Consider the following 13,059-nt stretch of genomic DNA (forward strand, 5'->3'; position numbering starts at 1 on the left):
CGAAGACATCAACACCAGGCAAAACAAGCCCACTACCAGCGAAGACAGGCATTACATCACAAAGTGATGCTGGAGTACTAGGCTAGTCGCTGTGCCACGCGAAGCGCCCTCGAGTATCGGTTTGGATGAAGCGGTCGAACTCACGCGGACGGGCGACTTGTGGTTGTTCCGTGGACATTCCGGCGCCGATCGCGCGATCCGGGGCCTGACCAACAGCCCGGTCAACCATGTCGGCATGGCGGTGGTCGTCGACGACCTGCCGGCCCTCATCTGGCATGCCGAACTCGGCCGAGCGCTGCCGGATGTCTGGTCCGGCAACCACCATCGCGGCGCCCAGCTGCACGACCTGCAGGCCGCGGTCCTGCGCTGGACCAATGATTACGGGCAGCAAGCCTGGCTGCGCCAGCTGGATCGCCCTGTGACACCCGAGATGGAGGATGCGGCCCTGCGGACGGTCGCACGGCTGGACGGCATGCCTTTTCCCTCGACAAGCGCGCTGGCCGGCCGGTGGTTCCGGGGCCGGATACCGCGACCGAAGCGTTCGAAGCACCGCGAAACCGAAGCCGGCCTGGAGAACGCCTACTGCGCGGAAATCGTCGCCCTGACCTACCAAGCGATGGGATTGCTGCCGGAGAAGCGCCCGAATTGGTACGACCCGGGCAGATTTTGGAGCGGCGACAATCTGCATCTGTCCGAGGGCTATCGCCTCGGCGGTGAGATCGAAGTGAACGTTTTCGGGCGCTGACGCACCGATATCCGAAGTACCGGGCGTCGGCACAAGGACGCGGGCGATCCCAGCCGCATTCGTTCGGACGCCGCGGGCCGATCGAGCCGGGGCGTGGACGTTCCGGCGGAGACGATCAGTCGCCCTCGACCACCGGGTAGATCCGGTCGGGAACGAGCCCGTGCGCCTCGCGATGGACGGTGATCGCGGTATCCGCGTCCGGGGCATCGACCAGGCAGAACGCCGTGTGGCTCGCTTCGTCGACCCAGTAGCGCTGGTACGTCACGCCGTAATCTCCCTGGATCGCCACGTCGGCGGCATGAGCGGCGGCCACGTCCCGCACCGTCGTGCCTTCGGGCAGATGTTCGTGCACGTCGATGAAGAGGACCATCAGGACTCCTTGGTCGAGTGGGCGACGCCGAGTGGCGATGTGACGTAGATTACGCCGTACGTGATCCCTCCGACAGCCCGCGGACCGCGATTCGAGGCATCGGCCGGAAGCCCGGAGAATTGATCATGTAATTAACGGAAAGAATGCAAGATCAATTCTGAGATCTGCACGAAATGCGCAGTTCGCCAGCTGTTAACCGTGACCATTCACACAGTAACGAAAGTGGATTTACACATTTCACCTTCATATATTTGGGTTACGCGCCGTGATGGCATCGTTATTCATCTGTGGAAGGAACTCCCGTACATGGTCTCTCGCAAGATCTTTGCTGCCGCCACCCTCTCCGCCGCCGCGCTGTTCTTCGGCCCGGTCGCCATCGCCTCCGCGGCCGCACCCTCGGCCGACTCGGGCACCACCGCCCCCGCGCAGCTGAGCACGGGCTCGGCGGACAGCGGTTCGTCCTCCGGTTCCGCCGGATTGTCGTCGGGCTCGGCCATGCTCGACTCCGGCAGCTCGGCCCTCGAGGGCGGCACCTCCAGTATCGACAACATCATCACGGCGATCACCGGTATCAAGGACCTTTCCCAGCCCAAGCCGGCCTCCTGATCCCTGGCGGCAGAACCTCTTTCGCTCCAGCCCGCCGGCGGACCCCACCGACCGCAGTCGGCCTCGAACGGCGATCGATAGCTGCACCGCGGCCCATTAGAGTTCAGGTGTCCGGATCCGCCGACCCTCCGGACAGTTCGGAGAATGGAGCGACCATGGCCGCCACAAGTGAGCAGTCGACGTCGGGCCCTGCGAGCTTCGACGAACTTCTGGCCGAACTGCGCCGGCGTCTGGATTCGATGTCGCCCTCGCATCGCAAGCTCGCCGAGCGCGTGATGTCGGATCCCGAGACCGTCGCGTTCATGACCGTCTCGGAGCTCGCCTCCGCGGTCGGGGTGAACCAGGCGACCGTCGTTCGGTTCGCCAATGGCCTGGGCTTGCAGGGCTACCCGGGGCTGATCCGTCTGTGCCGCGAACATCTGCAGGAGCAGGCGCAACTGCTGCGCCGCTTCGACAGCATGGAGCAGCTCGGAAACGTCGGCAGCGGAGTACTCGAACAGGCCGCAGCGCTGGATCAGGCGAACATCGCCCGCACCTTCGCCCGTATCGAGGAGCCGACCTGGCACCGCGTGGTCGAACACCTGGCACGCGATGCCCACGTCCACGTGCTGGGTCTGCGTAAATCTCATGCCCCGGCCTACTTGCTCGGATATCTGCTCGGCATGCTGCGCGAGGATGTGCACACCATCAACGGTGCGGCCGGCTCGCTCACCGACGAACTGCGCCGCGTGCGTGCGGGCGACTGTTTCGTCGCGATCTCCATTCATCGCTACAGCACCGATACCGTTCGCGCCGCGCAGTGGGCAAGCGACCGCGGTGCGCACGTGGTGGCGCTGACCGATAACGCCGGGTCTCCGCTGGCGACGACCGCCCACGATTGTTTTCTCGTCGATGCGTCCAGTGCCTCGGTCCTCCGGTCGATGACCGCGTTCACCGCCTTGGCACAGGCGTTGGCCGCTGGTGTCGCCCAAACCCTCGGTCACAGCGTTCGATCGACCCTGCTGGAGGAAGAGAACCTGCTGAGCAGTTTCGGTATCTACCGCAGTGGGACCACGTCTGCTCGCGGCTGAGCAACTTCTCGGCAGGAATGAAGATCATTTCGCGGGAAGAATGTGCGGGTTGAGCAGTCGTGCCGGATCCAGGGCAGCTCGGATCGACCGCATGATGTCGAGATCGACGTCGCTGCGACCGAGCCCGATCCATCGAGCCTTCGCCCGCCCGATTCCGTGCTCGGCACTGATGCTGCCGTCGTGGAGGGCCACCCGCCGCAGCACCGTATCGGTCACCGCATCGCGGTCGTCGGCGGCGACATCGAGAAGATTCACGTGGATGTTGCCGTCGCCCAGGTGGCCGAAACAGATCGCGCGCACAGCGGGAGCCGATTCGGCGAGATCCTCGCCGAGCGCTGAGAGGAACGGCTCGATTTCCCGCACCGGGGTGGACAGATCGAGTTTCACCGGCGGAGTGGATGATTCGGCGCTCACGGCTTCGGTGTGTCCTTCCCGGTACCGCCAGAGCCGATGCGCGGGTCCCTGCTCCACGGCCGCGTCGAGCACATTCGGTCCGGCGTCTTCCAGCACGTCGAACAGCGCTGCCTGGGTTTCCGGCCGGCCCGACACCTCGACCAGCAGGTAGTACGCGGGGTCGGCAGCGAGCGGTGGTCGAAGCGCGCAGTGCGTGCGGACCAAATGGATACCGGCCCGGGTCATCAGTTCCGCGGCCTCCACTGTGATTCCGGCACGCTGTATTTCGGCTATGAGGCGCAATGCGACGCCGACGGTGCCGACGCCGATGAGCGCAACGTGCGTTTCCCGCGGCGGAACGACCAGTCGCATGAGTACGCGGGTGATCACCGCCAGCGTGCCCTCCGAGCCGGCGAGCAGCCCGGGCAGGTCGTATCCGACGTTGTCCTTGGTCAATTCCTTCCAGCGACTGACTGTTCGGCCGTCGGCCAGCACCGCTTCGAGTCCGAGCACCTGATGACGGGTGTTGCCGTTCTTGATCATGCGGATGCCGCCGGCATTCGTAGCGACGATCCCGCCGAGCGTCGCCGAATCCCGCGAGGCCAGATCGACTCCCAGGTCGAGATCGTGGGCGCGCGCGGCCTGCTGGGCTCGGGCGACGGTCACGCCGGCACCTGCGGCGATGGTGCGGCCGATCGGGTCCACGCGCTCGATCTCGTCGAGACGAGCGGTACTGAGCACCAACTCGCCCCGCATCGGAACGGACCCGCCGACCAAGCCGGTATTTCCGCCCTGCGGAACGACGGCGACCCCGGCCCGGTGGCAGGCCGCCAGGACCGCGGAGGTCTCCGCGGTGTCGGCGGGGCGGACCACGGCGCAGGTGCTCCCTACCCAATGGCCGGTCCAGTCGACTACGTGTCCGGCGACGACGTCCGGATCGGTGAGCACATGGGCTCGACCGACGATCGCCGCCAACTCGTCCACCAGTTCCAGGGTTCGCACCCCGCCGATTCTCCTACTCGCGTCCGCTGAGCCATTTACCTCTGCTGAGGCGTTCACCGAAGGCAACGGCAACAACACATTTCACGGATCATCGACTACGTCCCGGTGAACCGGGGTTCTCGGCGGGACAGCATCGCCGCGACGGCCTCGGCGTGGTCGGCGGTGTGATGGACCGCGGCCTGCATCGCTGCGGAGAGATCCAAAATACCTTCCAGACTGTGGTTTTCGGCCGAACGCAACAGGCGTTTGGTCATCCGCAGCGCATGCGGCGGTTGCCGCGCGATCCGCGTCGCGAGGGTGTGTGCCGATTCGAGAAGCAGCGCCGGCTCGACAACCGCGGAGATCAGGCCCCACTCGAGCGCGGTCGCCGCGTCGACCGGCTCGCCGGTGTAAGCCATTTCCGCAGCGCGGGCCGGGCCGATCGCGCGGGAAAGCAGCCATGCCCCGCCGTCACCGGGAACGATGCCGACTCGCACGAAGCTTTCCGCGAAGGTCGCGGCGGTGGATGCGATCCGAATGTCGCACATCATCGCCACGTCGCAGCCGGCGCCCACGGCAGGCCCGTTCACCGCCGCGATCGTCGGAACTTCGCAGTAATACAGTGCTTTCGGAATGCGCTGAATGCCGTGCCGGTAATTGCGATACAGCTCCGCCGGACTGCCGCCGAACATTCCCGTCCGGTCGCGCATGTCCTTGATGTTGCCTCCCGAAGAGAACGCTGGGCCGGCCGCGGTGAGAATGGCGACGCGCACGCCGAGATCATGGTCGGCCTCGGCGATGGCGTCCTCCAGTGCCGCGATGGTTTCGGGGTCGGAGATCGCGTTTCGTGTGGCCGGGTTGTCGAGAGTCCACACCACCACATCACCGCGGCGGTCGATCCGCACCGGTCCACTCACCGTCCGGCCTCCTCGGTGTCGTTGTCGGACAAAATGATGCGAACGTCGACCGGAAGGATCGCAGTGCCGGAGGCGATCACAGGGTTGAGATCTAGTTCGGCGATCTCCGGGTGCGCCGCGACGATCGCGCCGACGCGAACCAGCAGGCGCGCCAGCTGTTTCCGATCGATCGCTTCCAGGTGGCGGTGGCCATCGAGTAGACGTGACGCCCTGGTTTCCTCGATCATCTCGAGGGCTTCGACGTCGGTGAGCGGCGCGGCGCGGAAGGTGACGTCGTCCCGTGCTTCGACCAGTACCCCGCCGCTGCCGAAGGCGACGACAGGTCCGAAGACCGGATCACGCATCGCGCCGACGAGCAACTCGACGCCCGGCTCGGCCATCGGAGTGACGATGATCCCGTCGATCCGCGCACCGGGCACGCCGGAGGTCACCGACCCGATCATGGCCGTGGCGGTCGCCTCGGCGTCCGCGGCCGCCACATGCAACCGCACACCACCCACGTCGGATTTGTGCACCACATCCGGCGATACGATCCGCAACGCGCACGGCCGGCGGTATTCCCGGACGGCGACGACGACGTCGGCGATCGTCGGTGCCACCGTCCATTCGCCGACATCGATGCCTTGCCGGCTGAGAAAGGTTCTGGCGGAGGGTTCGTCGAGCACCGGCCGATCCGAGACCAGCCGCGGTGCAGGACGAGGCAGGGCGAACGACGACCGCTGGGCTGCGGTGGCCAGGATTCTGCCGCGTCGTCGCAGGGCCGCGACGATACCGGCCGCGTGATCGAGGGAACTGGTCACCGATACCCCTCGGGCGCGCATCAGGTCGTGGTGAACATTCCGCTCACCGGCGTAGCAGCTGTGCACGACCAGCGGAACCTTCTGCGCGGCAGTACATTCCAGCAGTCGCGCCGTGGCGGCGGCCTCCTGCTCGGCCAGTGCGGCATCGAAGCGCAGGTGGTAGCCCCCGTACATACCGACGATCAGCACCAGCCCCACCGCTGGATCACGGGTCAGGATCTCGACCGCGTCGGCGAAGAGAGCGGGATCGGTGTCCGTGGCGCCCGCGACATCGACGGGATTGAACACCGCCGCTGCGGGGCCGAGGAGTTGCCGCAGTGCGTCGCGGGTGTCGTCGGCGAGGGCGGCGAGTTCGACACCTGCGGCGGCCAGCGCGTCGGCGGCCAGCGCGGCGTGTCCACCGCCGTCCGACAGCACGACCACGCCGCGTCCGAGGGCCATCGGGTGGGTGGAGGCCAGGGCATTGGCGAGCACAGCGAGTTCGTCGGATCGTTCGGCCGATTCCACGCCCGCTTGGCGCAGCACGGCGGCGGCGACAGCGTCGGATCCGGCCACGGATGCGGTGTGTGAACGCGCGGTGGCCCGACCGGCCTGCGACCGTCCACCGCGAAGGACCACCACGGGAGTGTCCCGGATCGCCTGCGCCGCGGACCGGAGGAACGCACGCCCGTCGGTGAATCCTTCGATATGAATGGCGATCACCCCGGTTTCGGGATGACGCGCGAGTTCGGCGAGGCATTCGTCGTAGCTCACATCGACCTGGTTGCCGAGTCCGACATAGGCGTGGATTCCGGTGCCCCGCAGTGTCCGAAGGTCGTTGACCAGCGACAGCAGCATATTCCCGCTCTGCGTGATCACGCTGATGGCACCAGGCGGAACATTCTGTACACCAACGAGATTCGCGCCCGTGGCGAGGTTGAGAAGGCCCGACGTGTTGGGTCCGACGACGCGGATGCCGGTCTCGGCGATCGCTCGAGCCAATGCGGTCTGTGCCTGCGCGCCCGCCGCACCGGTCTCCTCGAATCCATTGGCCAACACCACCGCCGCGGGAATCCCCACCGCCGCGCAACGGCGCAGAGCGTCGGGAACGGCAGCGGCGGGCAGGGCGATGAGGGCGACGTCGACGCCATAGGGAAGCTGGGCGATCGATGACGCGACCTCGAGCCCCAGGATGCGGCCGCCGCGGGGATTCACCGGATACACCGGATAGGCGTAACCGGCCTCCTGAAGTCCACGAACGGCCTGGTAGCCGCGTTTGCCAGGATCGGCGGAGGCGCCGATGACCGCGACCGACCGCGGCTCGAACAAGCGGGCGAGGGCCGATCGCGCGGGAGCGGTCTGTACAGCGGACGATGCGGAATGTGCTTGAACCACAGCGCTTTCCTACTTTCCTTCGAAGCGGGGGGCGCGCCGCTCGGTGAAAGCCGCGACACCCTCGGCCCAGTCCCGCGTCTGCATCAACGCGAGAATCTGGTGTGGTTCGGATTCGAGCGCCGCGTCGAGAGAGTCGTTGTGGCGCAGCGCCTGTTTCATTCGGCCGACAGACAGCGGGGCTTTCCTGGCCAACGTGGCGGCCAGCGCCTGAGCCGCTGCGACGACGCTGCCACTGTCCACCGCCAGATACGCCAGACCCCACGCGTGCGCGTCCGCTCCGCTAAATGGTTCACCGAGCAAGAGCAGTTCGGTGGCGCGGCGCAGGCCCACGAGGCGCGGTAGGCGGTGGGTGACTCCGCCGCCCACGAAGGTGCCGAGGCCGACCTCCGGGAAGCCGATCCGAGCATCCGACGCGACGACGAGAAAGTCTGCGCTGACGGCGATTTCAGCGCCGGCTCCGAGCGCGTAGCCGTTGACGGCGGCGACTACCGGGGTGTTCATCGTCTGTATCCGCTCACACACTGTCTGCGCCAGCAGCAGGTAGCGCTCGCGGTCGGAGCGGTCGCGGGTGCCGGAGCTGTGGGCTTTCATGTCGGCGCCGACACAGAAGGCGCGTCCCGCGCCGGTGATGACGACGGCGCGGACCTCGGGTGCGGAATCGGCAAGAGTCAGTTGCTCGATCAGTGTTTCGTACATCGTCTCGCTGACCGCGTTCAGTCGATCCGGGCGGTTCAAGGTCAGCGTCATCAGATCGTCGGATCGAGTCGTCACCACTGTCGTCACGGTCGGTTGTCCCTTCGTCGGCTCGAGCACGGCTACGCCGGCTGCAAGCAATAGTTGCACAAAACAGTTTTGATGCAACTTCTCTTGCATCCCGTGGGAATGGCGTGTTTCATAAGGGGGGCAAGCGATTACCTGGGTCACCGCCCAGAGGTTCAGGAAGAAGGCGCCACCGTGCCCACCTCGCTGTCCACGTCGGAAAACCTGCAACGCGCCATCAGCACCCGCCAGATGACGATGATCGGTATCGGCGGCGTCATCGGCGCCGGACTGTTCGTCGGCAGTGGTGCAACGATTTCGGCCGTCGGGCCGGGGATCGTGCTCGTATATCTGTGCACCGGACTGCTGGTGGTGCTCGTCATGCGGATGCTCGCCGAACTCGCCACCGCCCACCCGGCCACGGGTTCGTTCTCCGCCTACGCCTCACGGGAGCTGGGTTCGTGGGCGGGCCTCGCCGTCGGATGGCTCTACGCCTACCACTGGTGTGTCACAGTGGCTTTCGAGGCGATCGCCGGCGCTGCGATCGCGCACCAGCTCGCGCCCGCGGTGCCCACCTGGCTCGCCGCTCTGGGCTTCATGACCGCCCTCACCGCGGTGAACCTGACCGCGGTCACCTCGTTCGCTCGGTTCGAGTTCTGGTTCGCGCTGATCAAGGTCACCGCGATCGTCTTGTTCATCGGTATCGGCGGTGCCGCGATTCTCGGGCTGCTGCCCCTTCACAGCTCACCGGGCACCACGAACCTGCTCGGACACGGCGGATTGTTCCCTCGCGGCGGGGGCCCCGTACTGGTGGCCGTGCTGACGGTGTTCTTCTCCTATTTCGGCACCGAACTGGTCACCATCGCCGCCGGTGAGGCCGCCGATCCCGGCCGCGCGGTCAGGCGCAGCATGCGCAGTGTCGCTTGGCGTATCGTGATTTTCTACGTGGGTTCCGTGCTCGTCGTGGTCACGTTGCTGCCTTGGGATGCCGCCGTGGTCACCGAGAGTCCCTATACCGCAGTTCTTTCCACACTGGGGCTCCCCGGAGCGCGGACGGTGATGAATCTCATCGTGCTCACTTCCGTACTGTCGTGCCTCAATTCAGGCATCTACTCGTCCTCGCGGATGTTGTTCTCGCTGGCCCAGCGCGGGGAGGCGCCGGCGCTCCTCGGCCGCCCAGGAGCATCCGCCGTGCCCGTCGCGGCGGTGCTCGCCGCCGCCAGTGCGGGATTCGTCGCGGTCGGCGCCAACTACTTCCTGCCGACGGGCGCGGTGTTCACCTTCTTGTTGAACTCGTCGGGCTCGGTGGCCGTCGTGGTCTATCTCTGCATTTGCGCCACGCAAATCGTCTCTCGTCGCAACGCGCGAGCCGACGTCGATTTCGAACGCGGAGTTCGAATGTGGGGGCACCCTTACCTGTCGTATCTGGTGGCCGCGGCGCTGGTCACCATCGTGGCGGCCATGGCCTTCACCTCCGCGACGCGAAACTCCCTGGCACTGACCACAGTCGTGACGGCAGCGGCGATATGCGCGGGGTTGGTCCATCAACGACATCGCCGAACCACATCTGTCCCTTCCGCTACGCCCAGCCACACCGTCGGCGGGTGAGACCCGTATCCGAAAGGCCGACCGCATGCCCCGACACACCGACAAGGACCTGGCAGTCCGCCTGATGTCGGTAATCACCGACCGGATGGAGCACGGCGACATCGACTGGAACTGCCACAGTATCGATGAAATCGTCTCCGCCAGTAGCGATCCCACCGGCCCGCTCGCTGCGATGATCGAGGAACACGCACGCGATTCGGGCCGGCCGCCGGAACAGGTCATCCCCGAGATCCACGCGATCGTCGATCGCATGCTGGGCAGTCGGCTCACCTTCGGCCCCGACGACAACCCCGCCTACTACATCGGGACGATGCTCGACGGGTATATCGCGGCCGAAGCACCGCTGCTCGGCTGCGAGAAACCGGCGATATCGGAGGACGAGCTCAGATTCTCGATCACCGAACCCGCGCGATGCGGCACAGTTATCCTGTCGGGCAGCCAAGTCGACGCGCTGATCGCCGGGTTGCTCAGGTGGCGCGCCGCTCACCCCGACCGACCCCGATCGTGACTCTCCCGCAGGTAACACGATGAGCCCGAGCACATTTCAACTCAGCGACATCACCCTGACTCCGCCGGCCGGAGCACACAAGGGCCTCATTGCCGTTCTCGACGCGGTGCAGACGGCGCTGCGCCGATCGATCGGTTTGCTGGCCTCGGGAAAGCCGTCCGAACAGCCCGACCTGCTGTACCAAATGGGCAAGCAAGGACTGCTCCACGACGGACTCGACGACAAACACGACTACGCCGCCCTGGTCGACAGCCACGCCGCGACGCTGGCGAAGATACGCGCCGCCAAGGTGGCGATCAGCGGCCACAACGACGACGTCCGTAAGGCCTACTACTCCACCTTCGACACCTCGAACGGGACCTTCACCGACTGCATGGCCAAGGTGCACCGCCTCCAAGGCACGCTCGAATACGCCTCGAAGATGAACGAGAGCCATCAACCGTTGGCACCGGCTGACGAACTGCGCCTGATCACCGCCGCCCTCGACGCCGTCAGCTATGTGCACGGCAAGGTCGGGTCTGCCGCGAGGCAGATCCAGCACCAGAAGCGAACCATCGAGAACTCGGTCCCCACCTACCGCCCCACCGCGACATATCCGTCCGGCGGCACGCCGAGCGCCGGTGCGACACCGTGGTCGACGCCCGGCACGCCGGTAGGGCCGGGAAGCATTGTCCCGCTTCCGCTGGCGCCCGGTGCCCCTGGCGCCATCCAGGCCGCGATGAGCCAGCTCAACGTCCACGAAACAGGCGTCAACCACCTGCCGGGCAAGCCCTACAACATCGACGGGCCGTGGTGCGCGGCTTTCGCCACCTGGGCCTGGAAGCAGGCGCACATCCCGTTGAATTGGACCGCCACCGACAGTCACGGGCTGGCCGTCAGCGTGCCCACGATCTGGGCAGACGCACAACGCCACGGGCTCGCCGACAAAGCCTCCCGCGCCCAGGTGGGCGACCTCATCGTCCTGAACGCAGTCGGCCACATCGGCCTGGTCGAGAAGGTCGATGCCAACGGCACGATTCACACGATCGAAGGCAATTCGGGTGACGCGGTGCGTGAGCACACGTACTCGCCCGGCAGCAGCTACGTAAACGGGGTAATTCATCCACCGGCGCAGAACAACGGTGTCGAGGCTTAGTCCCAAGGCCGCTCGATTGCCGGCCTGTGGTCGGTCCGAGCGAACACCTGGGAACACGACTTCATCCGGCCCCGTGATACTGGACATCGCGCCGTCGATCGACGAGGAGGATGTCTGTGCCCGCACTGTTCCTACACGAACCAGGCCAGGGCCCCGAGGTTTCGCTGCAAGGTTTCGTGCGCCGAAACCCGTGGGTCCGGATAACCACCGACCCACTGTTCGTGCACCACGATCGCGGTGCGCCGACACGGCGGGTCGCCCTCGTCTCCGGCGGCGGTTCCGGCCACGAGCCGATGCACGTCGGATTCGTGGGAATGGGGATGCTCGACGCGGCCGTACCGGGAAAGATCTTCGCCTCGCCGCACAACCGCCAGGTCTACGAGGCGAGCAAGGCCGTCGCTCGTGCCGGTGGGGTGCTGCACATCGTCAAGAACTACACCGGAGACAAGATCAATTTCGGCATCGCCGCCGAACGGCTCGCCGCCGACGGTATCGAGGTCGGCCGGGTCCTCGTCGACGACGACGTCGCCACCGAATCGGATGAGACGGCGACGGGACGACGCGGGACCGCCGCGACCATCGTTGTCGAAAAGATCCTCGGCGCCGCCGCGGACCGCGGTGACACGCTCACCTCGCTCACCTCGCTCGGCCGCGAGGTGGCCGAGCACAGCCGCAGTATCGCGGTGGCCACCGAGGCGCTCACGTCACCGAATACCGGGGCGCGCGCCTTCGAACTCGAACCGGATCAGCTCGAATACGGGGTCGGAATTCACGGCGAACGCGCCTCGACCTCGATTACCAGGCCACCACTCGCGGAACTTGTCGACCGGATGCTCACCGATATCCTCGCCTCACTGCCCGGCGATCCTCGAAAGCCGTTGTTACTGTTGATCAATGGGCTCGGTGCGACGACGGAACTCGAACTCTGCACAGTTCTCGAGCTCGCGGCGCGCACCCTCACTGCCCGAGGTCGCGAAATCTCGGCGGTCCAGGTCGGCACATTCGTCGCAGCACTGGACATGAGCGGCTTCTCGATCACCCTCACCCAACTCGCCGACGGCTGGCTCGATCTCTGGCACGCCCCGACCGGCGCACCCGCCTGGAAGGACACCGCACGATGACCAGCGAGGCACTGACGACGCTCGACAGCACCGTCGCCCGACTGCACGAGGTGTTCATCGCCGCCGAGCCCGCACTGACCACGCTGGACGAGATCACCGGCGACGGAGATTTCGGCGTCAATCTGCGCGAGGGCTTCGCCGAGGTCGCCGACCGCCTCGCCGCACCGGACTCCCCCGCACCGTGGAATACGCTGCGAGCGGTCTTCCTCGACGAGGTCGGAGGCACGAGCGGCCCGCTGTTCGGACTCCTGTTCCAATCACTCGGCGCCCGGGCGACACGCTCGGATTCCTATATCGACGCCCTCAGGATCGGTATCAAGGACGGTCTCGCCGCCATCCAGCGCGTCGGCGAGGCGGAAGTCGGCGATCGCACCATGGTCGACGCGCTCGCTCCCGCCGCCGAGGCGCTGAATGGCGATGCCGATATCGCCGCGATGGTGAGCGCCGCAGTGGACGGAGCCCTGTCCACGGCGACCCTGCGGGCACGTCGCGGTCGCGCGAGTTACCTCGGCGAACGCGCCGTCGGCCACCCCGACCCGGGCGCGGTAGGCGTGGCGCTGCTGCTGTGTGTGCTCGCGGAGCCGGTATCCGGAACAGAGATATCGGACGGGGAGCGCGAGCGTCTGCTCGATGCGATATCCCTGCCGGCACCAGGTAATCATTGAAGCACAG

The 13,059-nt window shown here is 66.4% G+C and carries 13 protein-coding genes; 8 read left to right on the forward strand and 5 right to left on the reverse strand.

Annotated elements, in window-relative coordinates; genetic code table 11:
- Positions 1–91 precede the first annotated feature (91 nt).
- Complete coding sequence (locus A5789_RS10220) at positions 92–745, forward strand: hypothetical protein (protein WP_174553933.1); 654 nt, start codon at positions 92–94, stop codon at positions 743–745.
- A gap of 115 nt (positions 746–860) precedes the next feature.
- On the opposite strand, the gene A5789_RS10225 is transcribed toward A5789_RS10220, so the two are convergent.
- On the reverse strand, positions 861–1,115 hold the full coding sequence (locus tag A5789_RS10225) for a nickel-binding protein (protein WP_063011710.1): 255 nt from the start codon (positions 1,113–1,115) through the stop codon (positions 861–863).
- A 306-nt stretch (positions 1,116–1,421) separates the two neighbouring features.
- On the opposite strand from A5789_RS10225, the gene A5789_RS10230 reads away from it, so the two are divergent.
- Together A5789_RS10230 and A5789_RS10235 are read left to right on the forward strand one after the other, a co-directional pair.
- Positions 1,422–1,721, forward strand: coding sequence for a hypothetical protein (locus A5789_RS10230; RefSeq protein ID WP_064902218.1), 300 nt, complete (start codon positions 1,422–1,424; stop codon positions 1,719–1,721).
- A gap of 155 nt (positions 1,722–1,876) precedes the next feature.
- Positions 1,877–2,791: a MurR/RpiR family transcriptional regulator gene (locus A5789_RS10235; RefSeq protein WP_064902224.1), complete on the forward strand. Its 915-nt coding sequence runs from the start codon at positions 1,877–1,879 to the stop codon at positions 2,789–2,791.
- A 24-nt stretch (positions 2,792–2,815) separates the two neighbouring features.
- Here the strand turns inward: A5789_RS10235 and A5789_RS10240 are convergent, their stop codons facing one another.
- From A5789_RS10240 to A5789_RS10255, 4 genes are all read right to left on the reverse strand, one after another.
- Entirely contained in the window at positions 2,816–4,186 is a 1,371-nt protein-coding gene (locus tag A5789_RS10240) for an FAD-binding oxidoreductase (protein WP_064902219.1), read from the reverse strand.
- 95 nt (positions 4,187–4,281) lie between these two features.
- Positions 4,282–5,082, reverse strand: a complete 801-nt coding sequence (locus A5789_RS10245; RefSeq protein ID WP_063011705.1) for a crotonase/enoyl-CoA hydratase family protein — start codon at positions 5,080–5,082, stop codon at positions 4,282–4,284.
- A complete protein-coding gene (locus A5789_RS10250; protein WP_064902220.1) occupies positions 5,079–7,256 on the reverse strand; it encodes an acetate--CoA ligase family protein in 2,178 nt (725 codons plus the stop codon). The genes A5789_RS10245 and A5789_RS10250 overlap by 4 nt, the downstream gene beginning before the upstream one ends.
- Positions 7,257–7,265: 9 nt before the next feature.
- Positions 7,266–8,180 carry an enoyl-CoA hydratase/isomerase family protein gene (locus A5789_RS10255; protein WP_197516582.1) on the reverse strand — a complete coding sequence of 305 codons (915 nt, stop codon included), beginning with the start codon at positions 8,178–8,180 and terminating at the stop codon, positions 7,266–7,268.
- Positions 8,181–8,210: 30 nt separating this feature from the next.
- Between A5789_RS10255 and A5789_RS10260 the strand changes: the two genes are divergently transcribed.
- From A5789_RS10260 to dhaL, 5 genes are all read left to right on the forward strand, one after another.
- Positions 8,211–9,623: an amino acid permease gene (locus A5789_RS10260; protein ID WP_197516583.1), complete on the forward strand. Its 1,413-nt coding sequence runs from the start codon at positions 8,211–8,213 to the stop codon at positions 9,621–9,623.
- A 25-nt stretch (positions 9,624–9,648) separates the two neighbouring features.
- Entirely contained in the window at positions 9,649–10,131 is a 483-nt protein-coding gene (locus A5789_RS10265; RefSeq protein ID WP_064902221.1) for a hypothetical protein, read from the forward strand.
- Between the two features lie 19 nt (positions 10,132–10,150).
- Positions 10,151–11,266, forward strand: coding sequence for a CHAP domain-containing protein (locus tag A5789_RS10270; RefSeq protein ID WP_064902222.1), 1,116 nt, complete (start codon positions 10,151–10,153; stop codon positions 11,264–11,266).
- A gap of 116 nt (positions 11,267–11,382) precedes the next feature.
- Complete coding sequence (locus tag A5789_RS10275; RefSeq protein ID WP_197516584.1) at positions 11,383–12,387, forward strand: dihydroxyacetone kinase subunit DhaK; 1,005 nt, start codon at positions 11,383–11,385, stop codon at positions 12,385–12,387.
- Positions 12,384–13,052 (forward strand): dihydroxyacetone kinase subunit DhaL, encoded by a 669-nt coding sequence (gene dhaL, locus A5789_RS10280; RefSeq protein ID WP_082940607.1) that lies wholly within the window; start codon positions 12,384–12,386, stop codon positions 13,050–13,052. Before A5789_RS10275 ends, dhaL begins: the two co-directional genes overlap by 4 nt.
- The last annotated feature ends 7 nt before the right edge of the window (positions 13,053–13,059 follow it).

It is taken from the genome of Nocardia sp. 852002-51101_SCH5132738 (genome assembly GCF_001665695.1).
GTDB classification, from domain to species: Bacteria; Actinomycetota; Actinomycetes; order Mycobacteriales; family Mycobacteriaceae; genus Nocardia; species Nocardia nova.